At 71.6% G+C, this 26,839-nt stretch carries 21 protein-coding genes; 7 read left to right on the top strand and 14 right to left on the bottom strand.

What is annotated here, in order from left to right; genetic code table 11:
• Nucleotides 1-56: 56 nt before the first annotated feature.
• From ACGFYV_RS04380 to ACGFYV_RS04365, 4 genes are read right to left on the bottom strand one after another with little or no spacing between them, the layout of a single operon-like run.
• On the bottom strand, nucleotides 57-2,708 hold the full coding sequence (locus ACGFYV_RS04380; protein WP_393876832.1) for an FtsX-like permease family protein: 2,652 nt from the start codon (nucleotides 2,706-2,708) through the stop codon (nucleotides 57-59).
• The gene (locus ACGFYV_RS04375) at nucleotides 2,705-3,367 is read right to left on the bottom strand and encodes an ABC transporter ATP-binding protein (protein ID WP_393876831.1); all 663 of its coding nucleotides are present in this window, start codon (nucleotides 3,365-3,367) and stop codon (nucleotides 2,705-2,707) included. Before ACGFYV_RS04375 ends, ACGFYV_RS04380 begins: the two co-directional genes overlap by 4 nt.
• Nucleotides 3,354-4,178, bottom strand: a complete 825-nt coding sequence (locus ACGFYV_RS04370) for an ABC transporter ATP-binding protein (RefSeq protein ID WP_393876830.1) — start codon at nucleotides 4,176-4,178, stop codon at nucleotides 3,354-3,356. Before ACGFYV_RS04370 ends, ACGFYV_RS04375 begins: the two co-directional genes overlap by 14 nt.
• Nucleotides 4,179-4,183: 5 nt before the next feature.
• Nucleotides 4,184-4,819 carry a hypothetical protein gene (locus ACGFYV_RS04365; RefSeq protein ID WP_393876829.1) on the bottom strand — a complete coding sequence of 212 codons (636 nt, stop codon included), beginning with the start codon at nucleotides 4,817-4,819 and terminating at the stop codon, nucleotides 4,184-4,186.
• 154 nt (nucleotides 4,820-4,973) lie between these two features.
• Here ACGFYV_RS04365 and ACGFYV_RS04360 point away from each other — a divergent pair, with 154 nt between their 5' ends.
• The 3 genes from ACGFYV_RS04360 to ACGFYV_RS04350 all read left to right on the top strand — a co-directional run bounded on the left by ACGFYV_RS04360 (nucleotide 4,974) and on the right by ACGFYV_RS04350 (nucleotide 7,835).
• Nucleotides 4,974-6,299 (top strand): histidine kinase dimerization/phospho-acceptor domain-containing protein, encoded by a 1,326-nt coding sequence (locus ACGFYV_RS04360; RefSeq protein ID WP_393876828.1) that lies wholly within the window; start codon nucleotides 4,974-4,976, stop codon nucleotides 6,297-6,299.
• 142 nt (nucleotides 6,300-6,441) lie between these two features.
• Complete coding sequence (locus tag ACGFYV_RS04355) at nucleotides 6,442-6,891, top strand: BlaI/MecI/CopY family transcriptional regulator (protein ID WP_393876827.1); 450 nt, start codon at nucleotides 6,442-6,444, stop codon at nucleotides 6,889-6,891.
• On the top strand, nucleotides 6,888-7,835 hold the full coding sequence (locus tag ACGFYV_RS04350; protein ID WP_393876826.1) for a M48 family metalloprotease: 948 nt from the start codon (nucleotides 6,888-6,890) through the stop codon (nucleotides 7,833-7,835). Before ACGFYV_RS04355 ends, ACGFYV_RS04350 begins: the two co-directional genes overlap by 4 nt.
• An 81-nt stretch (nucleotides 7,836-7,916) precedes the next feature.
• Here ACGFYV_RS04350 and ACGFYV_RS04345 read toward each other — a convergent pair whose 3' ends face one another.
• From ACGFYV_RS04345 to ACGFYV_RS04325, 5 genes are read right to left on the bottom strand one after another with little or no spacing between them, the layout of a single operon-like run.
• Nucleotides 7,917-9,308, bottom strand: a complete 1,392-nt coding sequence (locus tag ACGFYV_RS04345; protein ID WP_393876825.1) for an MATE family efflux transporter — start codon at nucleotides 9,306-9,308, stop codon at nucleotides 7,917-7,919.
• An 8-nt stretch (nucleotides 9,309-9,316) separates the two neighbouring features.
• Nucleotides 9,317-10,348: a cysteine synthase family protein gene (locus tag ACGFYV_RS04340; RefSeq protein WP_393876824.1), complete on the bottom strand. Its 1,032-nt coding sequence runs from the start codon at nucleotides 10,346-10,348 to the stop codon at nucleotides 9,317-9,319.
• Between the two features lie 38 nt (nucleotides 10,349-10,386).
• Nucleotides 10,387-11,760, bottom strand: coding sequence for a Y4yA family PLP-dependent enzyme (locus ACGFYV_RS04335; RefSeq protein ID WP_393876823.1), 1,374 nt, complete (start codon nucleotides 11,758-11,760; stop codon nucleotides 10,387-10,389).
• Nucleotides 11,751-12,740: an ornithine cyclodeaminase family protein gene (locus tag ACGFYV_RS04330; RefSeq protein WP_393876822.1), complete on the bottom strand. Its 990-nt coding sequence runs from the start codon at nucleotides 12,738-12,740 to the stop codon at nucleotides 11,751-11,753. The genes ACGFYV_RS04335 and ACGFYV_RS04330 overlap by 10 nt, the downstream gene beginning before the upstream one ends.
• 47 nt (nucleotides 12,741-12,787) lie before the next feature.
• Nucleotides 12,788-13,600 (bottom strand): TauD/TfdA family dioxygenase, encoded by an 813-nt coding sequence (locus ACGFYV_RS04325; RefSeq protein WP_393876821.1) that lies wholly within the window; start codon nucleotides 13,598-13,600, stop codon nucleotides 12,788-12,790.
• A 606-nt stretch (nucleotides 13,601-14,206) separates the two neighbouring features.
• Here ACGFYV_RS04325 and ACGFYV_RS04320 point away from each other — a divergent pair.
• The 4 genes from ACGFYV_RS04320 to ACGFYV_RS04305 all read left to right on the top strand — a co-directional run bounded on the left by ACGFYV_RS04320 (nucleotide 14,207) and on the right by ACGFYV_RS04305 (nucleotide 19,615).
• Entirely contained in the window at nucleotides 14,207-15,763 is a 1,557-nt protein-coding gene (locus ACGFYV_RS04320) for an ABC transporter substrate-binding protein (RefSeq protein ID WP_393876820.1), read from the top strand.
• A gap of 413 nt (nucleotides 15,764-16,176) precedes the next feature.
• The gene (locus ACGFYV_RS04315) at nucleotides 16,177-17,067 is read left to right on the top strand and encodes an ABC transporter permease (RefSeq protein WP_393876979.1); all 891 of its coding nucleotides are present in this window, start codon (nucleotides 16,177-16,179) and stop codon (nucleotides 17,065-17,067) included.
• A complete protein-coding gene (locus tag ACGFYV_RS04310) occupies nucleotides 17,064-17,921 on the top strand; it encodes an ABC transporter permease (protein ID WP_393876819.1) in 858 nt (285 codons plus the stop codon). Before ACGFYV_RS04315 ends, ACGFYV_RS04310 begins: the two co-directional genes overlap by 4 nt.
• On the top strand, nucleotides 17,918-19,615 hold the full coding sequence (locus ACGFYV_RS04305) for an ABC transporter ATP-binding protein (protein WP_393876818.1): 1,698 nt from the start codon (nucleotides 17,918-17,920) through the stop codon (nucleotides 19,613-19,615). The genes ACGFYV_RS04310 and ACGFYV_RS04305 overlap by 4 nt, the downstream gene beginning before the upstream one ends.
• Before the next feature lie 22 nt (nucleotides 19,616-19,637).
• Here the strand turns inward: ACGFYV_RS04305 and ACGFYV_RS04300 are convergent, their stop codons facing one another.
• The 5 genes from ACGFYV_RS04300 to ACGFYV_RS04280 form a co-directional block, all read right to left on the bottom strand.
• A complete protein-coding gene (locus ACGFYV_RS04300; protein WP_393876817.1) occupies nucleotides 19,638-20,240 on the bottom strand; it encodes a hypothetical protein in 603 nt (200 codons plus the stop codon).
• Nucleotides 20,240-21,058, bottom strand: coding sequence for an ABC transporter permease (locus tag ACGFYV_RS04295; RefSeq protein ID WP_393876816.1), 819 nt, complete (start codon nucleotides 21,056-21,058; stop codon nucleotides 20,240-20,242). The genes ACGFYV_RS04300 and ACGFYV_RS04295 overlap by 1 nt, the downstream gene beginning before the upstream one ends.
• Before the next feature lie 8 nt (nucleotides 21,059-21,066).
• Nucleotides 21,067-21,915 (bottom strand): iron uptake transporter permease EfeU, encoded by an 849-nt coding sequence (efeU, locus tag ACGFYV_RS04290; RefSeq protein WP_393876815.1) that lies wholly within the window; start codon nucleotides 21,913-21,915, stop codon nucleotides 21,067-21,069.
• 130 nt (nucleotides 21,916-22,045) lie between these two features.
• Complete coding sequence (gene efeO, locus ACGFYV_RS04285) at nucleotides 22,046-23,209, bottom strand: iron uptake system protein EfeO (RefSeq protein ID WP_393876814.1); 1,164 nt, start codon at nucleotides 23,207-23,209, stop codon at nucleotides 22,046-22,048.
• A gap of 335 nt (nucleotides 23,210-23,544) precedes the next feature.
• On the bottom strand, nucleotides 23,545-26,655 hold the full coding sequence (locus ACGFYV_RS04280) for a glycoside hydrolase family 18 protein (protein ID WP_393876813.1): 3,111 nt from the start codon (nucleotides 26,653-26,655) through the stop codon (nucleotides 23,545-23,547).
• Between the last annotated feature and the right edge of the window lie 184 nt (nucleotides 26,656-26,839).

Here is a 26,839-nt window from a genome sequence, read left to right as displayed (position 1 = left end):
GGCGAGGGGCCCGTCGAGGGGCCCGTCGTGGAGCCCGTCGTGGGTGCACGCCGTGTTCACAGGTCGCGCAGCTCCTCCACGGCGGGGCGGTGGCTGCCGCGGATGCCGTTGAGGGCCGCGGCCAGGATGGCGGCGACGGCGGCTGCCGCGGTGAGCGCCAGGTAGGCACCGGGGACCGACAGGGCCGCGGGCGGCGGGTCGAAGACGCCGGCCAGGACCGTGACCAGCATCTGGGACAGGGCCCAGCCGATGAGGGCGCCCCCGGTCAGGCCGCAGACGGCCAGCAGCAGGGCCTCGGAGAGGACCATGCCGCGAAGGTGGCGTGGACGCGCGCCGAGGACGGTCGCGATGGCGAAGGTGCGGCGGCGTTCGGCGAGTCCGAGGGCGAGGACCAGGCCGCCGGCCCCGGCGGCGAGCAGCACGGCGAAGGCGAGCTCGATACGGGTGAGACCGGCCAGGTCGACGGAGGTCAGGCTGGTGCCGACGGTGCCGCGGGTCTGGGTGAGGTCGGTGACGGTGGCCCGGGTACCGAGCTGACCCCGCAGGCGGGCGGCGATCCGCCGCTGGTCCGTGCCACCGGTGTCGAGGAGGAAGGCGCCCACCGCGTCGTCGCCGGTGGCCTTGGCGATGTAGGAGGCGTTGGCGACGAAGAAGCTGTCCTTGGGGGCGGTGGGGAACTCCTTGGCGATGCCGGCGTAGTGGAAGGGGACCGTGCGCAGGGACTTGGTGCGCGCGTCCTGGATGCGCAGGTTGACGGTGTCGCCGGGGGCGAGCTGGAAGTCGCTCACGGTCTCGGCACTGACGAGGAGGTTGTCCGGGCGCTGGGCGAGGCGGCGCATCAGCTGGTCGGCGCTGCCGCCGGCGAAGTAGGCGTCCTGGAGCGAGGTGGCCCGGGTCACGCTGCCCGGCCGGATGCCGTAGAGGTCCTGCAGATCGGAGCCGACGTAGGCGAAGCGGTGCTGGAGGGGTTCGACGTGCCGTACGCCCGAGATCCTCAGGGCTGCTCCGGCCGCGGGCGGGACGTGGGCGCCCGGTGGTTCGGTGACGGTGACGTCGGCGCCGTTGGTCAGCCTGGCGTCGACCTCGGCCTGCTGGTGGTAGGTGGCGTTGAAGACGGCGGTGGAGATCGCGAAGGAGACGGCGAGGGCGAGCAGGACCACCGACCGGGCGAAGGGGCGGCGGCGCCGGGCCAGGACGGCGGCGGTGGTGCCGGCCAGGGTCGCGGTCAGCGGCCGGACCAGCCGGGCCAGGGCGGGCCGGCCGTGGGTGAGGGCGAGCAGCATGAGACGCCACAGGAGCAGGGCCGCGCCGATCCACAGCAGGGCGGGGCCGAGGAAGGCCCAGTACGACACGGAGATGCTGGGGACACCCTCGGGGGCGAGGACGAGTGCGTACTGGTTGCCGGAGGAGGCGCGGAAGACGAGCCACGAGCCGGTCAGGAGGGCGAAGTCCAGGCCGTAGCGCATCCACCAGGGCGATCGGGAGCGTCGTACGTCCGCCTGCTTGCGGGTGTCGGCGACGGTGACCGTGCGCAGGTCCCGCAGGGCGGGGACGAGGACCGCACCCGCGGCCACCGCGGCCCCGAGCACGAAGGCGACGGCGTACCAGGCGGACCAGGTTCCCGCGCTCGCGCCGAAGGAGGCCGTGCCGAAGGCGAGACGGCCGGTGAGCGCGGCGATGCCCAGCCCGGCCAGACCTCCCACGACGCCGATCAGGGCGGCCTCCAGACCGGCGAGCGCGGTGATCTGGCGGGGCCGCAGACCGCGCAGCCGCAACAGCCCCTGTTCCTGACGGCGCCGTTCGCCGCCGGCCGAGGCGACCGCCGCCGTCAGCGTGGCGGCCAGCACCGCGCCCGGCACACCGAGGAAGAGGAAGAGGATCTGGGCGTACAGGGCGTCCTGGCGGGCCGAGTCGAGCGCCGCGCCGACGTTGTTCCCGACCAGGGCCGTGCCGGCGGAGCGGGCTTCGAGGTTGTGGGCGGCGCCGGTGACGGCGGAGTACGCGGCGGCCGGGTCGGAGGGCAGCCGGGAGTTGTCGCGTGCGGCGTGGATCTGGGCGGTGACACCGGTGGCGCCGCGAGTGAGAGCGGCGAACCGGGGAGCGGGCAGGAGGACGACGTTGTCCGGGGGAGCGGTCGGCTGGGACTGGCTCGGGGCGCCGACGGTCTGGAAGAGGGAGTCGGCCTGCGGCAGGTCGACCACACCGTCCACTCTCACCTGGCGCAGACCGGCACCCGGAAAGCGGATGCCGATGGTGTCGCCGGGGGCCGCGTGCAGGTTGGAGGCGGTCTGCTGGGCCAGCAGGACACCGGTGGAGGAGCCGGAGAGCGTGCGGACGGCGCCCGGGAAGCGGGCGCGGTAGCCGTCGGGCAGGCCGAGGGCCATGCCGGGGCCGGTGGTCTGGGTGCTTCCCCCCACGTGAGCGGTGAAGCCGCTGGTGTGCGCGAAGCCGACGGGCACGGCGGAGCGGATGCCCGGGGTCCCGTCCACCAGGGACAGGACCGCACGCGGGTCGGCGCCTGGCTGCACCTGGACCTGCCAGTCCACGGCGACCGAGCGGACGGCGCGCCCGGTCATGGTCGCCTTCGACGCGGTGAGGAAGGAGCCGAGCGCGGCGACCAGGGCGACCGCGAGCGCGATGCCGGTCAGGGCGGCCAGCAGCCGTCCGGCACGGTGGCGGGCCAGTCCGCTCGCCCATGTGGTGATCACGACACTTCCTCGGGGGTGAGCAGTCGTCCGTCGCGCATACGGCGGCGGACGGTGAGCCGGGCGGCGACGGCGGGGTCGTGGGTGGTGACGACGAGGGCCGCGCCGATGTGGTCGGCGGCCGTCAGCAGGGCGTCCAGGACGTGGGTGCCGGTGGCGTGGTCGAGGCGCCCGGTGGGTTCGTCGGCCAGGATCAGGCGCGGCGCCTGGGCCAGGACCCGGGCGGCGGCCACCCGCTGGGCCTGGCCGCCGGAGATCTCCTCGGGGAGCCGGTCGGCCAGGTCGGCGGCGTCCACCAGGGCGAGTGCCGCCAGTGCGCGGCGTCGCGCCTCGCCTTCCGGACGATCGGTGAGGACCAGGGGCAGAGCGGTGTTCTCCACCACGTTCAGCGCCGGTATCAGGCTGTCGCCCTGGAAGACCAGGCCGATGTCGTACGGCCCGAGCGAGGCGGCCCGGGTGACGGTGCCGCTGGTGGGCTGCTCCAGACCGGCGAGCAGGTGCAGCAGCGAACTCTTGCCCGACCCCGAGGGTCCGACGACCGCGAGCCGGTCCCCGGCCCGGATCTCCAGGTCGGCCCCGTGCACGGCCACGACCGCCTGAGGCCCCCGGCCGAAGGTCAGGGCCGCGTCCGCGCAGCCGACAAGTACCTCATCCGACGGCATCGTGTGCCTCCTCGCCGACGGCATCGGCATCGTGTGCCTTCTCGTGGTCCTGCCGCCGGGCATCGGTGGCCTGCCCGTCCGTCAGGGTGATCACCCGGTCCGCGACACGGACCGCTTCCCGGCTGTGCGTGACGATCAGCACCGCGCACCCCTGCGCGGCCCGCTCCCGCAACATCGCCAGGACCAACTGCTCCGTCTCGCCGTCGAGTTCACCGGTCGGTTCGTCGGCGAGCAGGACAGCGGGCGAGTTGGCCAGCGCGACGGCGAGACCGGCCCGCGCCAGCTCCCCGCCGGACAACTGGCGCGGCAGGGCGTGCGCCCGGTCGGCGAGCCCCACCCGGGCCAGCAGTTCCCCGGCCGGAACGGCGGCCTTGCGGCCCTGTGCCCGCTGCGGCAGGCGGACGTTGTCCCGCACGCTCAGGTGCGGCAGCAGGTTGCGGGTCTGGAGCAGGACGCCGATGCGCCGGGCCCGCAGCCGGGCCCGCTCGGCCTCGGGCCGATGGCTGATCCGTACGCCGTCGACGTGGACCTCGCCGCCGGAGGGCTCGTCGAGTCCGGCCAGGCACGCCAGCAGGGTCGACTTGCCGGCCCCTGACGGGCCCACGACCGCGACCGTCTCGCCACGGCGCACCCTCAGCGACACCCCGCGCAGCGCGAGTGTCTCCTCCTCGCCGGCCCGGTAGAAGCGGTACAGCTCGCGGGCCGTGAGGACGTCACCGGCGCCGCCGTCGCTCTGTGTGCCGTCGCTCTGTGTGCCACCGGTCTGTATGCCGTCGCTCTGCGCGCCGCCGGTCCGTGTGCCGTCCGACATGGTCCTCACCGCCAGGTGAAGGAGTCGCTGACGATCCGCCATGGATCGACGTTGTCGGCGTTGACCGGCCCCGACAGGGTCAGGTCCACCTCGTGCCCCGCGCGGTAGAACGCGTACCGCTCGAAAGCGTCCCGCACCACCTTGCCGGTGACCGGATCCTTCGCCGAGTCGCCCTGATAGGTCAGCAGCACCACCCGGCCGGCGTGCCGGGTCACCTCACCCACCTTGGGCGAGGAGAACTTCGGTACCTGGGAACGAAGGCGGGGTACGACCGCGTTCGTGACCGAGCCGGTCGTGGGCGCGCCGGAGACGGAAACCGCGGTGATCCTCACCGTGTTGAGCTTGTCGGTGAACGCGGTGGTGCCGCCCTGGCTCGTGCGGGCCCAGCCCTCGGGCACCTTCACGGTGAAGCCGGTGAAGGAACCGCCGGTCGGCCGGTAGGCGACGTACACCTGGTTGTCGGGGATGTCACCGGGCGGGTTCGACTCGGTCGGGGCGGGCTGGTTCTGTCCGCTGACGGTGGCCGAACCGGACGCGGGGCCGCCGGAGCCGGCGTGCGACCCGGAACCGGAACAGCCGGCCGTCACCGCCGCCGCCAGGGCGAGCCCGGCGACCGCGAACGTCCTCGTGCGTGCTGCCATGGTCACTGCCCTCCAGGGGAGTCCTCGGACCGGACGGTCACGGCACCGACGCTAGGAGGAGAGGGGTTAACGCCCCGCCCACCGAGGGTTAGACGACGGCAAAACCGTGTGGCGCGGCGCATCCGCCCAGGTGAACGGCCCGCATGATGAGGGCATGAGACAGCGCGTGGTGCGAGTCGCCCTGACCGCCGCTCTGGTCGCCGTCGTCCTCCTGGCCGTCCCGCTGGCCCTGGCGATCAGGTCGTCCCTGTACGCGGACCAGCGCGACACCCTGGAACGGTCGGCCCTGGCCGCGGCCGTACACGTGAGCCCGGACTTCGTGACCGGCGACCCGGTGGAACTGCCCGCGCCCCCGTCCGGCGGACGGCTCGGCCTGTACGACCCCCGGTTGCGACTGCGCGCGGGCAGCGGCCCCCGGACCGGCGACACCCCGGTCCGGCACAGCCTCGGCGGCGAGATGCTCCGGGGCCGGACGGGCGCGGACCTGGTGGTGGCCGTACCCGTCTCCCACGCCGAGAAGGTGATCGGCGTCGTACGGGCCTCCTCTCCCGCCGCCGCCGTACGGAACCGGGTCGCGGTCGCCTGGCTGCTGCTGCTCGGCGTGGCCGCGCTCGCGCTGACCGTCGCCGTCCTCGTCGCCCGCCGTCAGGCCCGGGCGCTGGCCGCGCCGCTGGAGGATCTCTCCCGCCAGTGCCGGGCGGTGACCGAGGGCGACCTGAACGTACGGGCCGCCACGAGCAGCGTCGCCGAGATCGACCAGGTCGCCCGCACCCACAACGAAATGCTGCACAGCCTTGCGGAACTCCTGCGCCGCGAACGCGACTTCACCGCCAACGCCTCCCACCAGCTGCGCACCCCGCTCACCGGCCTCCAGCTCGCCCTGGAGGCCGGGCTCGCCCAGGACGACGACGCCCGGCTGCGGCCCGTCCTGGCCGAGGCGCTGGCCACCACCCAGCGCCTGCACCACACGGTGGAGGAAGTGCTGCGGCTGTCCCGCTCCGCGGAGATGGCCCGCTCCACCGCCGGGACGATCGCCGTACGGCGACTGCTGCGGGAGACGGAGGAACGCTGGCACGGCCTCTTCGCCCAGGACGGCAGACGCCTGGAGTGCGCCACCGAGGAGACACCGGCCGGCATCCGGGTTCCGGGGGCGTCCGTCTCGGAGGTGCTCGGGATCCTGCTGGACAACGCCCGGGTGCACGGGCACGGCACGGTCCGCGTGGCGGTGCGGGACCTGGAGGACGCCCTCGCCTTCGACGTGAGCGACGAAGGCGCCGTGACGGGCGAGCCCGCCCGGCTCTTCGACCGCGGGCGCACCGGTGACGGCGGAGCGGGAACGGGTATCGGTCTGGCCCTCGCCCGTGACCTGGCCGTCTCGCTCGGCGGCAGACTCTCCCTGACCAACCGGTACCCGGCCACGTTCACCTTGCTCCTGCCCGTCGGCCTGGATGAGTCAGAGGGGGCGGGGACAGCGGGGTGACACCGGCGGCCGTACGCCGCCCGGGACGCCGAGCGTACGATGAGGCACGTCTTGGACGATCGGCGCCAGTCGTCCACCTGCGCGTAGTCACCTGCGGGCTGCGGAGGGCCCGGCGGGCGACCTGGACAGGGGGCGATGAGAAGTGGCGGATGAGAGGCGGGACGACAGACGCCGGCACGGCGAGCTCGTCGGGGATGTGCTGGCCGTGCTGTGGGCGGCCGGCCGGCCGATGACCGCGCAGCAGGTGAACGCCGCGCTCGACAGGGGGCTGGCCAGGACGACCATGGCCACCGTCCTGAGCCGTCTGTACGAGAACGGCACGCTGCGCCGGGCCCCCTCGGGGCGGGGTTTCGCCTACGAGCCGGTGGAGGACGCCCAGGGTCTCGTCGCCGGTCGTATGCGCCGTGAGCTGGAGAGCGATCCGCGTCGAGACCTGGTGCTGAAGCGATTCGTCTCCTCCCTGTCCCCGAGCGACGAGGAGACGCTGCGGCGCCTGCTCCTCGAAGCCGGGGCCGAAACCGGGGCCGAAACCGAGGCCGAGGCCGAGGCCGAAACCCAGGTCGAGACCGAGACCGGGGACGACTCCCCGTGACGTACGCACTGGTCCTGGTCGTGCTGGCCCTCGGCTTTCCCTGGGGCGGCGCGTTGGTCGCTCAGCGCCTGGCCGGGCTGTTGCCGCCGCGTGAGGCGTGCTGGGGACTGACCGGTGCGGCGGTCCTGCTCGCCGGCGGGACGACAACAGCGCTGATCGGCTTGCTCCATGTGCCGTTCCTGGCTTTGTTCGAGCGGGTGCCCCTGTCCCGTGTGCTGGAGGTGTGGCCGGCCGCGGTCCCGTTCGCCGTCGCGGCCGGAGTGGCGCTGTCCGTCCAAGTGACGCTGCTGCTGAGCCGTTGGTTCAGGCAGCGATCGCTGCTCAGGCGTGCCTGGCAGGCGGTCGGGCAAGGGACGGGCGAGGGCGATCTGATCGTGGTTCCGGGAGCCGACGTGGACGCCTTCGCCCTTCCCGGACACCGGGGACGCCGCGGCCGGGTCGTGATGACTTCCGCAGCGGTGCGGTCGCTGAGGGCGAAGGAGCGCGCGGTGCTGATGGCGCATGAGCGCGCTCACCTGGCCGGCCGGCATCACCTGCTGTCGGCGGTCGTGGACCTGGCCGCTGTCGTTCACCCCGCCCTGCGCGGTGTGCGTGAGTCGCTGGCGTTCCATCTGGAGCGGTGGGCGGACGAACGCGCGGCCGCGGTTGTCGGCGACCGGCGGGTGACAGCCGCGGCCATTGCGCGGGTGGCTCTGGCCAGGTCGGCCCAGGACCGGCCCCGCGCGGGAGGAGTTCCGTTGCTGTCGGCGGCGAGCGGGCCGGTGCCCCGGAGGGTCGAAGCCCTGCTCCGTCCGGAGCGGGCGGCACCGGGCGGTCGGGGCCGGCGCGCGGGCGCCGTGGTCCTGGCGGCCACGATCGCCGCTGTGGCACTGACCACTCTCGCCATGACCTACGGGCTGCACGAGTACGTGGAATTCGCGTGCGTCGCCGTGCGAGGCGGCTGATCGCGTCATCGACGTGACCGGACGAGAACCGGTTCGGCCCGACGAAGGCGCTCGGCGTCACCATGGCCCGGATCGCGCTGGTCAGGCGGCGGCAGCGGCGGCGGGCTGCCGGGTCCGTCTCGCGGTGAGCGCGGTGTCGTAGCGGCGCAGCAGGAGCAGGGCGGTGGCGGCGAGGCCGGTGAGGAGTCCGAGCCAGATGCCGAGGGTGTCGAGGTCCAGGGCGTAGGCGAACAGCCACGCGGCGGGTAGTCCGACGGCCCAGTAGCCGATCAGCGTGATCCGGAATCCACTCCTGGTGTCGTCCAGGCCGCGCAGGAGGCCGACGCCGATGTTCTGGGCGCAGTCGAAGAACTGCAGGAACGCGGTGACGATCAGCAGGTGGGCGGCGATGGTGACGGCCCTGTCGGAGCCGGTCTCGAGGAACGGGGCCAGCACGAGGCGGGGCAGGGTGAGGTACACGGCGCCGACCACGGTCATGACGGCTGCCGCGCAGGCCAGGGCCGTGTTCATGATGCGGCGGGCGCCGTCGTGGTTGTCGAGGGCGAGTTCGCGGCTGACGTTGATGGACGCGGCGTGGGAGAGGCCGACGGCGACCTGGAAGACGATGTAGACCAGCTGGTTGACGGCGGTGTGGGCGGCGAGTGCGTCGGGGCCGAAGGAGCCCGCCATGAGGGCGGTGACGGAGAAGAACCCGGCTTCGGAGCCGTAGGTGGCGGCGATGGGGATGCCGAGGCCGAGGAGGCGTTTGACGGTGGCGGCGTCGGCGCGGGTGATGTCCAGGGCGAGCAGGGGGGCCAGTTCGCCGTCCCGCTTCGCGGCGAGGTGGAGGGCGAGGAAGGACAGCAGGTAGACGCCGGAGGTGGCGATGCCGACGCCGGTCAGTCCGAGCCTGGGCAGGCCGAAGGTGCCGTGGATGAGCACCCAGTCGAGCCCGGCGTTCACGGCGATGGAGACGAGGGTGATCCGCAGGAGTGCCTGGGGGCGGCGCATGCCGACGGTGAACTGGCGGATCGCCTGGAACCACAGGCAGGGCAGCAGGCCGGGCGCGAGGGCGTAGATCATGGTCCGGGTGAGGCCGACGACGTCGGCGTCCTGCCCGAGCAGGGGCAGGGCCTGGCCGATGAGGACCATGACGAGGGCGCCCGCGACGCCGGCCAGGGTGGCGACGGCCATGGCGGCCCGGACGATGCCCCGGACCTCCTGCGTGCTCCCGTCGTCCGCGCCCGTGGTTTCGGTGCGGGCGGCTGCGGCGGCGATCTGGTTGCCGACGGAGGTGACCAGGCCGACGCCCATGGTGCGGATCTGGTTGAAGATGACGATGGCGAGGCCGCCGGCCGCGAGTTCGGTGGTGCCCAGCAGGCCCATCATCACCGTGTCGGTGGTCGTCAGGGCGACCTGCGCGAGCTGGGTGAGGACGAGGGGGACGGCGAGGGCTCCGAGCGCGCGGCTGTCGCGGAGGAGGGTGGTCGGCATGGTGGGGGTCACCGGTTCCTGCGGAGCTTGGTGAGGCGTTCCTCGACGTCGCGTTCGGCCTCGGGGCTGAGGAGAGCGCGCTGGGCCATCCAGTCGTCGTCGAAGACGGTGTCCATGTACTTCTCCCCTCCGTCGTTGATCAGGGCGACCATAGTGGTGCCGGGCGGCAGCGAGGGCATGCGGGTCAGGGCCTCGTGGACGACGCCGCCGGCGGAGCCGCCGATGAGCAGCCCGGTCCTGGCGACGGCGCGGCAGGTGGCGAAGGCCTCGACGTCGCCGACCTTGACGCCTTCGTCGATGAGGTCGAAGTCGACCAGGGCGCCGATCTCCGCGCCTTCGGGGGTGCCGGTGCCGGACTGGTAGTAGTCGTGGGCGGGCCCGCCGAAGGCTGTGGATCCCTCGGGCTCGACGCCGATGGTGGTGAAACCGTCGATGAGCCTGGCCAGTTCGCGGCCGGTGCCGCACAGTCCGCCGCCGGTGCCGACGGCCCCGATGAGGATGTCGAGACGGCCGTCGAGGGCTTCGGCGAGTTCATGGGCGACGGGGAAGTAGCCGACGCCGTTGGCGGGGTTGTTGTGCTGCTCGGTGAAGACGGTGTTGTCCTCGTCGCGGGCCATGTCCGCGGCGAGTTCTTCGCGGGCCGCGGTGTGGAGTTCGTCGCCGTCGGCGCCGTCGTCGACGTAGACGAGTTCGGCCCCCAGGGCCTTCATGGCGCGCAGCTTGTCGGCGGCGGCGTCGTGGTCGACGACGGCGGTGAAGGTGTAGCCGCGCTCGGCGGCGATGACGCAGAGGCCGAGCCCGGTGTTGCCGGAGGTGGATTCGATGATCCGGCCGCCGGTGCGCAGTTCTCCCGCGGACTCGGCGGCGTCGATCATGGCGCGGGCCATGCGGATCTTCGCGGTGCCGGTGGGGTTGAACATCTCCAGTTTCAGCAGCAGGCGGCTGCCGGTCTCGGTGGTGGCCAGTTCCAGCAGGGGAGTGCGGCCGATCAGGTCGGACATGCGGGAGACGACGGCGGGCCGCTGAAGGGCTCCGGACATCAAGGGGCTCCTGTGGCAGGGGAGGGTGCGGTGCGGGGTCAGGTGAAGTGGCGGTCGAGGCGCCAGCGCGGCCGGGCCCGGTCGGTGCGGTCGATGACGACCTTGGGCGGCAGCGGCAGGTCGTGGAAGGGGGACTCGTTGGAGTCCATCTGGTATCCGGCCGTGTTCGGGTAGAGCAGCAGATCTCCGACGCGTGGCGGATGCGGGAAGGCGATCTTGCGCCAGGTGAGCATGTCCGATTCCAGACAGGTCGCAGCGCCCACGCTCGCGGGGAACACCCCGGTGGGAGCGCCTTGCTCCCGGGGGATCAGCTGCGGGTCGGGGAGGTATTCGCTGTTGAACCACTGCTCGGACAGGCTCAGGCTGGTGCCGTCGACGGTCACGATCCGGTAGCCGTCCCGGTCCTTGACGCCCTGGATGCGGAAGACGGTGGCGCCGGCCCGGTCGAGCAGGGCGCGGCCGGGTTCGAGGAGCAGCTCGATCCCGGCGTCCGCGATCAGGTCCGCCAGCGTGCTGTCGGTGTTCTCCGGCCGGGTCGCCAGCAGGGCCGCCAGGGCGTCCGCGCCGGCCACGGGCGAGTGGTACGGGTAGAAGTCACCGCTCTGGAACGACTTTCCGGCGTGGTAGTGGGCGGGACGCCGGCCGGCGAGGAAGGTGTGCCAGCTGTCGGCGTCGGTGTAACTGATGGGCAGGCCACCGCCGATGGAGATCCGGCCGGCCTCCAGTCCCTGGAGCCGGGCGGTCAGGCACAGGTCGACGAGGCGGGCGGCGAGGTCCGCGCGCGGCTGGAGGGCGTAGCCGGACAGGTGGAAGCTGAAGCCCTCCATCCGGATCGCGTTCCCGGCCTGAAGGCACCGCTGGAGGGCGGTGGCCAGTTCATCCCGGTTCATCCCGAACCGGGAGTGCGGCTGGGTGTCGGGCAGGACGCGCAGCAGCACGCGGGCCGGTCGCACGCGGCCCGTCAGGGCCAGGGAGATCACCTGGTCCAGCTCGTCGAGAGCGTCCACGGCGACGGTCGCGCCGTGCGTGACGGCCAGGCGCAGCAGGGCGGGGTCCTTGGCCGGGCCGGTCACCATGAGGTGTTCGCCGCGCACCCCGTGGCCGAGGGCTTCGCGCAGTTCGGCGGCGGAGGCGACGTCGACACCGGCTCCGCCGGCGGCGGCGCGTTCGACGAAGACGGCCGCCTTGTTGGCCTTCTTCGCGTAGTGGACGAACCCGTCCACGCCCGCTCGGGTGAGGGCGTTCTGCATCGCGACGAGGTTGGCGGTGAAGGCGTCGGGCAGCAGCAGGTGGAACGGCCCTCCCAGCGCGTAGGCGAGTTCGGCCACGAGTCCGCCGGCCACGACCGGATGTGTGGCCGGGTCGGGCAGGGCGGGGAGCGTGGGCCAGGAGGCGGCGGTGGTCACTTCCACAGCGACATCTCCGTTCCGAGGCCCTGGTCGAGGGCGAGTTGCGCGAAGCGGTGCCCCAGGGCGATGTCGGTGACGACCAGGCCGCTGTTGTAGGCGAAGATGCGCTGCCCGGCGGCGGTGCGGGCCTTGGAGACACCGGAGATGGCGACCAGGAGTTCCAGGTCGACGTCGGGGAGCTTGCCGTCGGCGTCGGCCATGTCGGTGCCGGTGACCCGCATCTGGGCCTCGCTGGTGGCGATGACCCGGTCGGCGCGGTGCAGGGTGGAGGGGGCCAGGCCGTGGCCGACGAGGATCGCGGTCGCGCCGGGCTTGAGCCAGCCGGCCTCGACGGCGGCGGGTGTGTGCGCGCCGGCGGTGGCGACGACCACGTCGGCGTCACGGGCGGCGGCCTTCAGGTCGGTGACCAATTCCAGCTGCCGGCCGGGGAAGTGGCGGGCGAGTTCGTCGCGGACGGCGGCGATGCCGTCGGGGTGGGTGCCCGACAGCAGCAGGCGGTCCAGCTCGGGCAGGGTGGTCAGCAGGAAAGGCAGCGCGAGGCGGCCCTGTGTGCCGGTACCGATCACCAGCGCGGTCGAGGCGTCCGGGGTGGCGCATTCGCGGGCCAGCAGCGCGGAGACGGCGGGGGTGCGCAGGGCGCCGATGCGGGAGCAGTCCATCATCGCGACCGGCAGGCCGGTGACGTCGTCGTAGAGGGTCAGAGTCGTGTAGTAGTGCTGCTGCTCGCGGCCCTCGTGCAGCCCGTGTTTGTACGAGGTCTTGATGGCGACGACGTCGCGGACACCGTCGCGGCCGAGCATCGCGTACGCGACGGAGTGGCCGTCGTCGGGCTTGACGGTGAGCTTGCGCGGGTTGTCCGACCTGCCTGTCGCCAGGGTGCGGCAAGCCTGCTCGACGGTGTCGAGGACGTCGGCCAGGGAGATGTCCAGACCGGCGAGGTCGCTGGTGGACAGTACGCGCAGGGTGGTGTCGTCCCGGTCCATGTGGGGGCCTTTCGGAGGAGGTTCGGCGGCGGGGCGGAACAGGCCGGTCACGCGGGCCAGGCGGTCAGCGCGGCCTGCCCGTAGCCGTGCTCGTCGCGTTCGGCCGCGGGCCGGGTCGGGCGGCCCTCGACGCGGGCGGAGGCGCGCTTGAGCCAGCGGTCGGAGCCGTCGTAACGGGCCTTGAAGGGCACCCGTCCGTGGACGACGATGTCGTTGTCCACGACCAGGACGTCGCCCGGCTCCAGGCTCACCGCGACCGAGACCCGGGCCAGTTCGCCCTCCAGGCGCCGGTACGCCTCACGCCACTCGGCGTCCGCCTCGTCCAGCGGGGTGTAGGCGGGATCGAACCGCAGGGTCAGACCCTCCGGTGTCTCGAACAGGGTCGGCACCGGGGCGGGGCGCCCGGCGAACTGTCGCGCTTCCTCGTAGGCGTCGTCGGGCAGGATCGGCACGACCGGCCGCCTGAGCTGTTCCACGTCCGCCGGTTCGAGGGCGGTGAGGCGGATGCCGGCCGCCGTGGTGGCGATGTCGTCGTGGTTGCGCATGCAGCACAGCAGCAGCAGGTGGGCGCGGCCGGGGTGGAAGGCGTCCTCGGTGTGCGGGGTGAGCAGCACATCGCTGGAGGCGCCGGTCTGCTCGCTCTCGTGACCGGGCGAGGGGACGATGTTGTGGACGAACCGGCCGTCCTGCTGGCCGTCCCAGGCGATCGGCGTGCCCATGAGCGTGGAGACGAGGAGCAGGACCACGTCCCACAGCGCGCCGGCGTCGCCGACGCTCGACCAGTGGGCGGGGGTGGGGCCGAGTCCGGTGTCGTCCGGGCGCAGGCCGCGCAGGACGAACAGCCCGTCGGCGGTGTCCACCGGGCGCAGCGCATGCCGTACGGCGTCGGGGAGCCGAGCGCATGCGTCAGGCAGGGCGGCGAGGAGTCCGGGAGAGGTGGCCGAGCCGTGGTCGGCCAGCAGCTCGGCCGCGACGGTGGTCAGTTCGGCCGCGGCGGCATCGTCGAGTGGGCGTACCGGGCAGGGCAGGTGGGCACGGTGGCACCTTTCGGGGCAGGGAGGAGCGGAGCGCGGGCATGCGGCATCGCCGCACCGGCTCGAGAGCGGGGGAAAGGCGGGGGAAAGCCGGGGGAAAGGCGGGGAAAGGCGGGGAAAGGCGGGGAAAGCGGAAGGCGCGGTCGGGCGTTGCGCGGCTCGGGGCGCCGCCGGACACCAGGAAAGCTAACAACGCCGACCTGGTAAGGCAACCCTAACTTTCTCGATCGACTACATCGACGTAGTCCTGTTTCGGGTTCCCTGGAGAGTGTCTGGCGTGGCCTCAAAGTGCTTTCTGAGCAGGCCATTTGGGATGGCGAAATGCCGTTTCCGCAGCCGCGGTGAGGGGTGGGGGCGGCTTGCGGATTCCGGCTTAGTTAGGTTAGGTAAACCTAAGAACGACCAAGTGCTTACCTGAGACGAGGACCAGACGTGGGCGTCACCAGACGACAGCTGCTGTGGGCCGGAACCGGCATGTCCGTGGCCGGACTTCTCGCGGCCTGCAGCGGCGGCAGTGATGACTCCGAGGCCACCGCGGGTTCCGGCGGAACCGGCAAACCCCGCACCGGAGGCACGCTGCGCGTCGGGGCGCTCGGGCATGCGAGCGCGATCACCCGCGACCCGCACGGGACGCAGGCCAACGAGAGCGACTACCTCATCCTCGCCCTCGTCTTCGACACCCTCACGATTCCGGGTGCCAAGGAGAACACCGCTCCGCGGCTGGCCACATCGTGGGAGCCGTCGGCGGACCTGAAGACGTGGACGTTCAGGCTCGCCAAGGGTGCGGTGTTCCACGACGGCACCCCGGTGACCGCCGACGACGTGGTGTGGTCCCTGAAGCGGCTGCGCAACACCCCCTCCGGCGCGGCACGACTGCCCGGCATCCAGGCCGCGAACATCAGCGCCAGGGGCACCGACACGGTCGTGGTCGTCTCCGACTACGCCAACGCCGACTTCCCCCTCATGACCCGCTTCTCCTCCTTCGTGATGAAGAAGGGCACCAAGGACGCCGACGTCGCCAAGGCGCCCGGCACCGGACCGTTCAAGCTGGACTGGTTCCGGGGCGGCAACGCCCGCCTGGTGCGCAACGACACGTGGTACGGGCCCGACGTGTACCTCGACGCGATCGAGGTCACCATGTTCGAAACCCCGCAGGCGATGACGAACGCCCTGCTCGCGGGACAGATCGACCTCGCCTCCAACGCCGGTGCGGTGGCCGCGCGCACCGCCGCGTCCCGCGACGACGTACAGGTGCTGCGCCGCCCCGACGACATGGCGATGCCGATCGTCATGCGGACCGCGAAGGGCAGTCCGTTCGCGGACGAGCGGGTCCGTGAGGCGATGCGCCTGGTCGTGGACCGCGAGGCGATGGTCAAGCAGGTCCTGTCCGGCTACGGCACCGTCGCCAACGACATCCTGGGCACCGGTGACCCGGACTACGCCAAGGACATCCCGCAGCGCAAGCGCGACCTGGCCAAGGCCGGGCAGTTGCTGAAGGACGCCGGCTTCGACCTGTCCAAGACCTACGAACTGGTCACCACGGAGGACATCTCCGGGCTGGCCGACTCGGCGACCCTGTTCGCGAACCAGGCCCGTGAGGCCGGCATCAAGGTCAAGGTCGTCAAGCAGGAGTCGGGCGCGTTCTGGGAGAAGACCTGGAAGTCCGGTGACTTCTACACCACCTACTGGGGCACCAACGACTCGGTCGTCTTCTACGCCTCCAAGACCATGGTCAGCGAGGCGGGCCAGAACGAGGCCGGCTGGGACGACGCCGGGTTCGACGCCGCCTACCGCACGGTCATCGGCAGCGGCGACGCGAAGAAGCGGGCCGCGGCGCTGAGGGAACTCCAGCAGATCGAGCACGACCGCTCCGGCTATCTGCTGTGGGGCATGGCCGACGGCATCGACCTGGCCGCGTCCACGGTGCGGAACCTGCCCAAGCTGCCCGGCTACGGCCGCGTCCAGCTCGAAGGCGTGTGGCTGCGTTGAGCCGGACGGCGAAGACCGGTTCGGTGACCGCCTCTCCGGCCGAGGCCGGTTCGGTGACTGCTTCTGCGGCCGGGACCGGTTCGGTGACTGCTTCTGCGGCCGGGACCGGTTCGGTGACTGCTTCTGCGGCCGGGACCGGTTCGGTGACTGCTTCTGCGGCCGGGGCCGGTTCGGTGACTGCTTCTGTGGCCGGGGCCGGTTCGGTGACTGCTTCTGCGGCCGCGGCCGGTTCGGTGACTGCCCCCACGGACGAGACCGGTTCGGTGACTGCTTCTGCGGCCAGGACCGGTCCGGTGACTGCCCCCACGGACGAGACCGGCCAGGTGACCGCCCCCACGGCCGGGGCGGTCACCGTGCGCCGGGCCGGGGTGATCGCCGTGCGGATCGCGGGATTGCTCGTACGCCGCATCCTCATGCTCATCGTGCTGCTCGCGCTCGTGTTCGCCGCCGTCGACCTGCTGCCGGGGGACGCGGCCGGCGCCGCGGCCGAGCGCGGGGAGAGCGCGGCCGACCTGGCGGCGCGCCGTCACCTGCTGGGCCTGGACCGGCCGGTGTGGGAGCGGTTCGCCGACTGGATGACCGCACTGCCCACCGGCGACCTCGGCACCTCCGCCCGCGGCCAGAAGGTCACCGAACTCCTCGCCGACCCGCTGCCCAACACGCTCGTCCTCGCCGGGAGCGCGTTCGTGATCACCGTGCTGCTCTCCCTGCTGCTGGGCTGCTGGGCCGCCTCGCGCCCCGGCCGCCTGGGCGACCGGATCATCTCCCACACCTCGACCGCCGCGTTCGCGGTGCCCGAGTTCGTGGTCTCCGCCGTCCTGCTGCTGGTCCTGTCCCTGTGGACGGGCTGGCTGCCCGCGGCCACCGTGACCGGAGGCGACGGCAGGCCCGCGTCCTGGACCATGCTGGTCATGCCGGTCCTCGCCCTGGTCGTCCCGCAGACCGGCTGGAACACCCGCGTCGTACGCGGAGCCCTGGCGGACCAGGCGTCCACACCGCACGTCGAGGCCGCCCACTTCGACGGGCTGCCACCGCGCCGGATCCTGCTGCGCCACCAACTGCCCGGCGCCGTCCCGGCCATCGCCACCGGCATCGCCACCTCCACCGGCCTGCTGTTCGGCGGAGCGGTCGTGGTGGAGACCCTGTTCAACCACCCCGGCATCGGCAGCGTCCTGGCCGGCGCGGTCGCCGCCCGCGACACCCCGCTGATCGCCGGAGTCGTCATGTGTGCCGGGGCCGTCATCGGCCTCGTGCTCCTGGCCGCCGACCTCATCCGCCACGCCACCGTGGGAGTCCGCGCATGACCGCCACCCTGCCCGTGGCCGCGCCCCGGCCCTCCCGCCGGCCCGCACGCCGGGCACGAACCGCCGCACTCGTGGCCGTCGCCGTCCTGCCGCTGCTCCTCTCCCTCGCCGGACCGCTGGTCGCCCCGCACAGCATCGACACGCCCGTCACCGCACCGTTCGCCACCTCCGGCGGCGGCGCCCTGCTGGGCGGAGACCAGCTCGGCCGCGACGTGCTCAGCCGCGTCCTGCACGGCGGCACCCTCCTGATCCTCGGCGCGCTGCTCGTCGCCGTCGTCACCACCGTCGCGGCCATGCTGATCGGCTGTCTCGCCGTGCTGCGGCCCGCCCTGGGCCGGGTGGTCGAACGCGGCGCGGACGTCGCGATCCTCCTGCCGCCCCTGCTGGGCATCATGCTCATCGCCCTGGTCTGGCCCGGCGGCGGACGCCGGGCGGTCATCGCCGCCGCGATCGTCCTCGGCACCCCGTACGCGGTGCGGGTCGTCGCCGCGGCCGCGTCCCCGCTCGCCACGGCCGGCTACGTCGAAGCGGCCCTGGCCCGCGGGGAGTCCACCCCGTACATCGCGCTGCGCGAGATCCTGCCCAACCTCCGCGCCACCGTCCTCACCCTGTTCGGACTCCGGTTCGTCGAGGCCGTCTACGTCATCTCCATGGCCGGCTTCCTCCAGATCGGCCCCCAGCCGCCCGCCTCGGACTGGTCGCTGATGGTCCGTGAGAACGCCTCCGGCATCCTCCTCAACCCCTGGGCCGTCATCGCCCCCAGCCTGGCCATCGCCCTGCTGGCCGTCACCGTCAGCCTGGTCACGCGCTCCCTGGCACCCGACACCACAGCGAAGGCGGTGACCCGCTCATGAGCGACCTCGCCCCTGCCCCCGCCTCGACCACCATCTCCCTCACGCCCGTCGCCTCCGTGTCCGGCTTCTCCGTACGAGTGCCCGACGGCCCCGTCCTCCTGCCCGAGACGACGGCACAGATCCACGCCGGACAGGTCACCGCCCTCATGGGCGCATCCGGCAGCGGCAAGACCACCCTGCTGCGCGCGCTCATCGGCCACCTCCCGGCAGGCGCCACCGCCACCGGAACCCTCGACGTCCTCGGGCGCACCCCGCACCAGTTGCCCGCCGGACAACTGCGCACGCTGCGCCGCACCACGGTCGCCTACGTCGGCCAGGACCCCGGCTCCGCCCTCGACCCGCGCATGACCGCCCGCCGCCTGGTCGCCGAACTCGCCACCGACCCGCGCGGCGAGAAGGTCCTGGAACTGCTCGCCGAGTGCCGCCTGCCCGTGGACACGGGAATCGCCGGGCGCAGGCCCACCGCTCTGTCGGGCGGCCAGCAACGACGCGTCGCACTCGCCCGCGCACTGGCCCGCGCCCCCCGGGTCCTCCTCCTGGACGAGCCCACCGCCGGACTCGACGCCACGGTGCGCGACGACATCGCCCACCTGCTGCGCCACCTCGCCACCAGCCGCGACCTCGCCGTCGTCATCGCCACCCACGACCCCGACCTCGTCGACACCTGCGCGGACCGGATCATCCGGCTCACCCCGAGGACACGGCCCGTTCCCCGTGCGCGCGCAGACGAGCCCGCCACCGCGGCAACCGGAGCCGACGACCTCTCGGGTGCTGACGTCCTCTCGGGCGCTGACGATCTCTCGGGTGCTGACGGCCTCTCGGGTGCTGACGATCTCTCGGGTGCTGACGGCCTCTCGGGCGCTGACGTCCTCTCGGGCGCTGACGATCTCTCGGGTGCTGACGGCCTCTCGGGTGCTGACGATCTCTCGGGTGCTGACGTCCTCTCGGGCGCTGACGGCCCCTCGGGTGCTGACGGTCTCCCGGTCGTTGACGGCCTCTCGGGAGATGACGGTCTTGCCGCCCACACGATCGACGCCTTCTTCCGGGGCGACCGACGCCGGCGCCCCGCCCTGAGCGACGTCGCGTTCAGCGCGGCACCCGGCGCTGCCACAGCCCTCATCGGGCCCTCCGGCTCAGGCAAGACCACCCTGCTGCGCGTGATGGCCGGACTCCACCCCACCCACACCGGACACCTCACTCTCGACGGCCGCCCCCTGGCCGCCCGCGTGCAGCGCCGAACCCGGGAACAGCAGCGCCGCATCCAACTCGTGCCGCAGAACCCGCTGGCCGCGCTCAACCCCCGCCACACCGTCGGCCGGCAGCTCACCCGCCCCCTGCGCCTGCACGCCGGTCTGCCCAAGAGCGTCCGCCCCGAGCGGGTCACCGAACTCCTCGCCCAGGTCGGCCTCCCCGCCGACTACGCGGACCGCTACCCCGGACAGCTGTCGGGCGGACAGCGCCAGCGCGTCTCCATCGCCCGCGCACTGGCCGCCGGCCCCGACATCCTGCTCTGTGACGAGGTCACCTCCGCCCTCGACGCCGACACCGCCGCAGGCATCATGGATCTCCTCACCCGCCTGCGCGCCGAACACCGGATGACCCTGATCGTGGTGTCCCACGAACACCATCTGGTCGCCCGCTACACCGACACGGTCCACGTCATCGAGGACGGCCGCATCCGCTCTGTCACATGAGCCGCCGTGGGGCATCCGCGTCTCAAGGGTCTTCGCGCCGCACGAGCCGGTACACGCTGGTGGGCGCGGCACGGCCCGGTTTTCTCGGGCGGTAGGACGGCGGGACGTAGGTTTTGGGCTTGCGCGACCGTGTGCGCCGCGCCGCGTCCACCAGGGACACCAGCGCGGGAGACGATCTCCACATCCGACGGAGTCTCGAACCGCCGATGCCCGCGATGTCGGTGGCTTCCGCCCAGGAGTGGCCCTTGCTCATGGCGAGGATCACGACGCGGATCATCGCCGGTGTCGTCGTCCCGCCAGGCTCCAGTCCGTGTGCTGCCGCAAGGTTCGAGGCCGCTTGTACGGCGAGAGCGAAGTCCTCGTCGTGGGCCAGCCACTGCCGGACGAGTTGCTCGGGCACCCCGGCCCACACCGCGGCCGCCCGTGGTCCGAGCCCTTGCGCGGTGGCCTGGAGGATGTCGGCCATCCGGGCCATGCGGTCGTCGCGTTCCCCCGGCAGCCTGTCCAGCGGATCGCGGAAGGCTTCTTCGACCTCGTCACGGGCGGCCAGCCAGGCCAGTACCCGCTCGGCCCGAGGCGCTGCCTCATTGACCAGGTCGGCGTCGGGCCTTCGGCTTTCGGACATCATCTGCCTCCCGGGGCGGAGGCAGACTGCGCGGAGCCCGGCGCGCCGCGGCGGGGTGCGGTGAGGCGGCGACGGGTGACCAGTTCGAGGGTGACGGAGACCGCGACGGCCTGGACGGCCATCAGGGCGACGAGGACGAAGAGTTGCACGGCCCCGGCCGTGAGAGCGTCGGCTCCTCCCAGGAGCATGCCGACGAACGCGCCCGGAAGAGTGACCAGGCCGACGGTGCGGGTCTGGTCCAGTCCGGGGACCAGGGCGTCGGAGGCGGCAGGCCGGGCGATCTCGACGCGGGCGTCGCGTTCGCTCAGGCCGAGGGCGAGACCCGCTTCGACCTCGCCGTGCCGCTGCTCCAGCGCGGCCAGGCTCTGACGTCCGGCCAGGACCGTCGCGGTGAGCGCGCCGCCGATCAGGATGCCGGTCACCGGGATCAGCGCGATGCCGCGCACCGGGAGCAGGCCGGTGGCCAGCAGGAGGGCGACAGCCGGTACGACGCCGGCCGCGATCGGCAGGGCCGCCCACCACCACGTGCTGTCGGAGGTGATCCTGCGTCCGGCGGTGCGTACGGCGACGGCGTACATCAGCAGCAGGAAGCCGAGCAGGGCGGCGCCGTGGTGGACGACCCAGCCGATGACGGCGGAGACGGCGGCCAGTTGGACAGCCGCGCGCACCCCGGCGGTCAGCACTTCCCGGGCCCGGCCGAAGCCCTGCTCCGGCGAGAGCCTGGCCACGGCGGTGACCGCGACGGCGGCGGCGAGGAGCACGGCAAGGACCCGGCCCAGCACGGCGTCGACCGGCAGCAGCGCGGCCGAAGCGGACATCGTGGTGGTCACTCGGTGCTCGGCCGGCTCGCGGTCTGCTGGGGCCGGGTGGCGGGGCGGGTGCGTTCGGGGGCGAGGAAGAGGGCCATGACGGGGACGAGGTAGAGCAGCCAGACGATGACCTGGAGGACGGTGGGGTCGGGCTGGAAGTTGAAGATGCCCTTGAGCAGGGTGCCGTACCAGGAGTCGACCGGAACGGTGTTGCTGATGTCGAAGGCGAGGTTGCGCAGGCCCGGCAGGATGTCGCCTTCCTGGAGGTCGTGGATGCCGTACGCGAGGACGCCGGCGGCGACGAGGACGAGCATGGCGCCGGTCCAGCGGAAGAACTTGGCGAGGTTGATGCGCAGGGTGCCCTTGTAGAACAGCCAGCCCAGCACCACCGAGGTGGCAAGCCCGAGGAGGGCGCCGACGAGCGGGCGCACCCCGTCGCCGCTGGCCTGTACCGCCGTCCAGATGAACAGGGACGTCTCCAGCCCTTCGCGGCCGACGGCGAAGAAGGCGGTGATCACCAGGGCGCCGGTGCCGAGCGCGAGGGCGGCGTCCAGCTTGCCCTGGAGTTCGCTCCTGAGGTGGCGGGCGGTGCGCCGCATCCAGAACACCATCCAGGTGACCAGTCCCACCGAGAGGATGGACAGGGTGCCGCCCAGGATCTCCTGGGCCTGGAAGGTGAGGGTGGAGGACCCGAACTGCAGCAGGGCGCCGAAGGCGAGGGACAGCGCGACGGCGATGGCCACGCCGGTCCACACCGGGGCCAGTCGGCTCTTGTTGCCGGTCTTGACGAGGTAGGCGATGAGGATGCAGACGACGAGGCTCGCCTCAAGACCCTCGCGCAGTCCGATCAGGTAGTTGCCGAACACGCCGGTTCCTTTCTCAGGTCTCAGGTTGACGCGGTGGGGCGCCGTGGTGTGTCAGGTGAACAGCGCCCGGCCCACCGGTCGTCCGTGTCCCGGACGCCTGGCGGGACGGCGAACTGTGGTGCCGCGCGGTTCACTTCGCCACAGCGGCGGCGAGCTTCGACAGCGGCTCGGCCAGCGCGTTGACCCCGTCGGAGAGTTCCTTGCGCTTGGCCTCGGAGACCTTGTCGTAGGACGTGTAGGTGTACAAGTCCTTGTCCGCGCCGTCGTCGGTGCGGTAGACGTCCAACTGCTCGGTCAGCGACGCGAACTGCTTGTCGAGTTCCCTGGCCAGCGCCGGGTCGTTCTTCCGCGCGATCGGCTTGAGCAGGTCGTACGACTTCTGCGCGCCTTCGAGGTTGGCCTTGAAGTCGACCAGGTCGGTGTGCGAGTAGCGTTCCTCCTCGCCGGTGACCTTGTTGCGGGCGACCTCGTCGAGCAGGCTCTTCGCACCGTTGGCCATGGAAGTCGGGGTGATCTCGGCCGTGCCGACCTTCTTCACCCAGGCGTTCAGGTCCGTCGTCAGCTGACCGGCGAGTTCCTTCTCCCGGTCACCGATCTTCCTGTCCCGCCACAGCGCCTTCTCCAGGCGGTGCCAGCCGGTCCAGTCCGTCCTGGGGTCCTGGCCGGCCTCCAGGCCGTCCTCACGGACGTCGACCTTGGGGTCGATGTCACCGAAGGACTCGGCGATCGGCTCGGTCCGCTCCCACCCGATCCGGGAGGGGGCGTACAGCCGCTTCGCCTTCTCGACGTCGCCGGCCTTCACGGCGTCGGCGAACGCCTTCGCCCCGGGCAGGGTCTGCTCGGCCTGCGCGAGCACGTAGGAGCGGTAGGCGGCGACCGCGGCGTCGGCTTCCGGACTGTGCTTGGCAGCCGTGCTCTTGCCGGTGAGCGTGACCTTCTGCCGGATTCCGTCGCCCTTCATGCCGGGCTTGCACGCGATCTCGTAGTCGCCCGCCTTCAGCTCGGTGACCAGGGTCGCCTTGGTGCCGGGGCCGATGTTCTCCCGCTCGGCCGCGATCCGGTCGTCCGGGAACAGGACGTACACCTCGGTGATCTTGGATCCCGTGTTCTCCAGGGCCAGGCTGACGTGTCCGGCGGGGATCTGGGTCCTGGAGACCTTGCACGCCGAGTCCGAGGCGGTCACCGTGACCGCGCCGTCGCCGCTCGTCGCCTTCTGCGTGCAGCCCGACAGCGTCACGGCGACGGCTGTCGCCGTGACGGCGCCGAGGAGAAGGGGACGGGGTCTGGCGGACATGGGTGCCTCAATTCACAAGGGTGAGCCGACGGCACGGGCACAGCTGCCCGGCCGCAGCGGAGTCTACGCAAATGTAGACGGTGAGGGAAGGCTGCCCTTACTCACCCCTGGCGGGGGCACCCCGCAGCCGGTGGTGGCGAGTTGTCCGGCCGCGGCGAACGGACGAGGCCGCAGGCGGCGTGGTTCCCGGAGATGGGCCTCGCAGCCTGCGGCCTTCGCGTGCACCACGGCCGCGGTCGGTTCGGCACCGCGGCCGTGGGTGCGACGGGTCCGTTCCGTAACAGGTCGTGGACCTGCCCGGTGGTGCCGTCCGTCGATGCGCTTTTACGACGGCATCAGGTCGGGTCGCCCTCGTAGTCGGGCCGGATGGCGAGTTTGCCCGCCTCCCACAACTCGTGGACGCGCTTCTTGCATTCCTTGTCGGATTTCACTTCGTCCGCGAGCCGGAGGCCGATCTCGTTGTTCTTCTCGTCCGCCGCGTTGTCCGCGTCGGACCCGGGGCGGCCACGCTCGTGCGCCTCGCCCATCGCCTTGGCGAATTCCTCACCCAGCCTCTTCTTGAGCAGGCACTGCCAGAACACGTGGCGAACGGAGTTCTGCATTTCCGGGTCCGTCATGTGCTCGACCAGCTGAAGCACCTCGACGTGCACCCCGGCCCACCTGATGATGTTCTGGGGGTGCTTGAGGAGTTCGTAGACCTCCGGGCCGGAAACGTTCTTTCCGATCAGCCAGATGTACTTGTCCAGGGCGGCTGGGCCTTCTTCCAGAAGGCTCTTCTCCAACTGCGACAGAACCCGCGAGTATGCCGCCATGTTCTGTGACGTGTCCGCCAGGTTGTCGGCGATCAGCTTGGACGCGGTGAGCCCGACGCCGAAGATGAAAACGCCCAGGGCGAGGAGCGGGAGCAGCTCGGGAGCCATGAAGGCGATCGTGGCCACACCGGCGAGCGCCGTGGCACCGGTCTTGCCGAGATCCCGGGGGGCGAGGCCCCGCATTGCGTCGAGCTTCCGGCGGGTGTCAACGAGGGTGTCGTAGACGTGCGTGCTCGGCACGGTGTTGCATTCGCACCGGAACGCGGCCTCCCTGGTCACGCTCATCGACATGGTCCAGTCGCCGGCCGGGGGATCCTTGACGACCAGGTACCGGACCGAGTCGCCGGACATCTTGACGAGTTTTCCGTCCTCCTCGGCGTCCTTGTCGAAGGAGTTCCCGTCCGGGTCCTTGAGGGTCATGACGACGCCCTCGGGGAAGTCGACCGAGCCGTCGCCCTTGGTGATGACCGAGTAGAGGAAGGGCGCGCCGTCACCGATGGTCATCGTGTTCGTCAGGTTGAACCGTTCCACGTTGCCCAGGCCCTCCAGGACCTTGGCGGGAAGGGTGCCGACCTGGCAGTACATGCAGTCGTTGTCGCCCTTGATCTGCGCGGTGAACGCAGGAACGGGGCTCGGCTTGTCGCTGACGTCGAAGATGCCCCAGAGTCCGCCGACTCCCTTGTCCTCGATCTCCGTCGGCTCGTCGAAGTACTGGCCCGCGACGAGCGCCGGGGTCTGCTTCGCCGCCGCCTTCCAGTCGTCGCTGAGGGACAGGCCCCACAGGCGCGAGGCGTACCGCGTGTGCCCGTCGGGCGCCCCGTCCTTCTCCTCCATGTGGCCCCAGAACCAGTCCGGTACGTCGTCGTTGTCGCGGACGTCGAACTCGCCCCAGAGGCCGAGGGCGCCCTTGTCCACGATGCGGGTCGGCCGGTTGAAGTACTGCCTCTTGACCACGGCCGGGCAGTTCTGGGCGACGGACTTCCAGTCCGCGTCGTCGGGGATGTTCCACAGCCGCGCCGAGAACTGGCGCATGCCGTTGTCCTTGGTGCCGTCGTCCTGGAACTGCAGAGGGCCGGCCGCGTGCCCGAGGAATCCGAGGGAGTCCCACAGATACGAACCGGCCACCGGGACCGGCGGATCCGTGACGGGCGAGGACTCGGGGACCGGGTTGCCGGAGGCGAGGTAGAGGGACTTGATGATGCTCTTGCCGTCTTCCCAGACGTCGTTGGAGAGTTCCCAGATGATGACGCCCTTGGCGCCGACGTCCTTGAGGAACTTCAGCTTGGTGACCGCGGTGTCCGGGGTCTCGAAGTAGACGTTGTGGGCGTACGGGTACTCACCCGGAGGCAGGGGCTCCTTGAGCTTGGGGCGGGGCGTGCTCCCGTCCACCTTGATGTTCGCGTCCTTGGCCTGGAGGGCGTCCGGGAACTCGTCCAGGATCTCCTTGTACCGGAGCACCTTGTACCCCGGGGGCACGTCACCGGTCAGGTCGTCCGGCTCCTTGGCCGCGGCGAAGTCGTAGCCGTAGACGGGCACTCCGGCCGCGATCTTGCCGCGGTCCACACCCTGCCCCTTGCCCTGCCAGTTCATGAAGAGCGGATTCGTCCAGTACCAGAGGCAGTCCTCGACCGACAGGATCGGGTTGTTCTCCAGGGCGTCGCCGCCCGGGGCGTCCGAACCGGCGCCGGCCCTGGCCCCCGGCCAGTCGCCCTGCTGTTCGCCGAGATACGACTCCAGATAGACATCCGCCTCACGGATCTTCGCCGTGTCCTTCCCGCGGATCTTGTGCAGGGCGGAGTGCGGGCCGACCGGGGACCTGTCCCACGACCCGGTGAGGTCGTAGGTCATCACGCCGAGCCAGTCGAGGTGTTCGGCCATGTCCGGGTCGTAGTTGTTCCCGTACCACGAGGTGCCGAAGACGGCCGCCGACACGATCTTGTCGGGCATGGCCTCCTTCAGTTTCCTGGCGAACAGGGCCAGGCCCCGCCCCGCGGGATGCGGCCCGTCACTCTTCGTCCGGCCGCCCTGGTCCTGGTCGCCGGGCCGGCCCCACCAGCACTCCAGGTCGAGATCGACGCCGGCCAGGCCGTTGTGGGTGACGTAGTCCACGACGTTGCGGACCGTCTGGTCGAGCTTCGGGGAGGCCGGGTCGTTCCCGATCGCCGTCATCAGGTCCAGGAACGCGTAGTCGTTCGCGCCGCCCAGCGCGACCATGATCTTGGTCCCGTACGTGTTCGCGGCGATGAGCACGTCCGGGAGGATGGTGCTGATCTCCCCGACCGACGCGGGGTCGAACGCGCCGGGATCCTTGTCGCTGAACGTCAGGAACGCGATGATGCCGTGCGTGATGTACTGATACATCTCGCCCTTGCCGTAGTCGAATCCCTCGTTCTTCCGCCAGGTGGGGATGTAGGCGATGATGTTCGCACGCTCGGTCGGCTCGTGCGGGGTCTGGTCGTACAACTCGTCGAAGAATCGCCAGCCGTTCTGGTTGGGGTCTCCCGCTCCCGGCTCCGAGGCCCAGAAAGCGGCACGGAAAACATTGCCCTTGTATTGGACGACGGCTCCGGTCTGGTAACCGCTGGGATTTTCCTCCCACGTGGGGACGTCAGGATAATCTGACGAAAGGCTCATTGAAGGTCACTCCCCGTGTTGTGGATCACTGCGCCCCACTCAATCACGGGCGACCTTGTCGATCACAGGTCGGAATGAGCCCCTCCGGTTGTGCCTTATTTCGCCAGAACGGGTCGAGGGGAATGGCTTGGAATTGATGAACCGGAGAACATCTGGTCTATGCGGCCACCGGTGGTGAGGGTGT

The organism is Streptomyces sp. NPDC048297 (genome assembly GCF_043201585.1).
Classification (GTDB): domain Bacteria; phylum Actinomycetota; class Actinomycetes; order Streptomycetales; family Streptomycetaceae; genus Streptomyces.
Note: the sequence above shows the minus strand (reverse complement) of the source record. Positions and strands in the feature narration are given on the sequence as shown.

What these genes read in the sequence shown, in the direction of transcription:
- ACGFYV_RS04375 (WP_393876831.1), bottom strand. Translation starts at nt 3,367, where the DNA reads ATGCCGTCGGATGAGGTACTTGTCGGCTGCGCGGACGCGGCCCTGACC.
- ACGFYV_RS04370 (WP_393876830.1), bottom strand. Translation starts at nt 4,178, where the DNA reads ATGTCGGACGGCACACGGACCGGCGGCGCGCAGAGCGACGGCATACAG.
- ACGFYV_RS04365 (WP_393876829.1), bottom strand. Translation starts at nt 4,819, where the DNA reads ATGGCAGCACGCACGAGGACGTTCGCGGTCGCCGGGCTCGCCCTGGCG.
- ACGFYV_RS04360 (WP_393876828.1), top strand. Translation starts at nt 4,974, where the DNA reads ATGAGACAGCGCGTGGTGCGAGTCGCCCTGACCGCCGCTCTGGTCGCC.
- ACGFYV_RS04345 (WP_393876825.1), bottom strand. Translation starts at nt 9,308, where the DNA reads ATGCCGACCACCCTCCTCCGCGACAGCCGCGCGCTCGGAGCCCTCGCC.
- ACGFYV_RS04340 (WP_393876824.1), bottom strand. Translation starts at nt 10,348, where the DNA reads ATGTCCGGAGCCCTTCAGCGGCCCGCCGTCGTCTCCCGCATGTCCGAC.
- ACGFYV_RS04330 (WP_393876822.1), bottom strand. Translation starts at nt 12,740, where the DNA reads ATGGACCGGGACGACACCACCCTGCGCGTACTGTCCACCAGCGACCTC.
- ACGFYV_RS04315 (WP_393876979.1), top strand. Translation starts at nt 16,177, where the DNA reads ATGCTCATCGTGCTGCTCGCGCTCGTGTTCGCCGCCGTCGACCTGCTG.
- ACGFYV_RS04310 (WP_393876819.1), top strand. Translation starts at nt 17,064, where the DNA reads ATGACCGCCACCCTGCCCGTGGCCGCGCCCCGGCCCTCCCGCCGGCCC.
- ACGFYV_RS04305 (WP_393876818.1), top strand. Translation starts at nt 17,918, where the DNA reads ATGAGCGACCTCGCCCCTGCCCCCGCCTCGACCACCATCTCCCTCACG.
- ACGFYV_RS04300 (WP_393876817.1), bottom strand. Translation starts at nt 20,240, where the DNA reads ATGTCCGAAAGCCGAAGGCCCGACGCCGACCTGGTCAATGAGGCAGCG.
- ACGFYV_RS04295 (WP_393876816.1), bottom strand. Translation starts at nt 21,058, where the DNA reads ATGTCCGCTTCGGCCGCGCTGCTGCCGGTCGACGCCGTGCTGGGCCGG.
- efeO (WP_393876814.1), bottom strand. Translation starts at nt 23,209, where the DNA reads ATGTCCGCCAGACCCCGTCCCCTTCTCCTCGGCGCCGTCACGGCGACA.
- ACGFYV_RS04280 (WP_393876813.1), bottom strand. Translation starts at nt 26,655, where the DNA reads ATGAGCCTTTCGTCAGATTATCCTGACGTCCCCACGTGGGAGGAAAAT.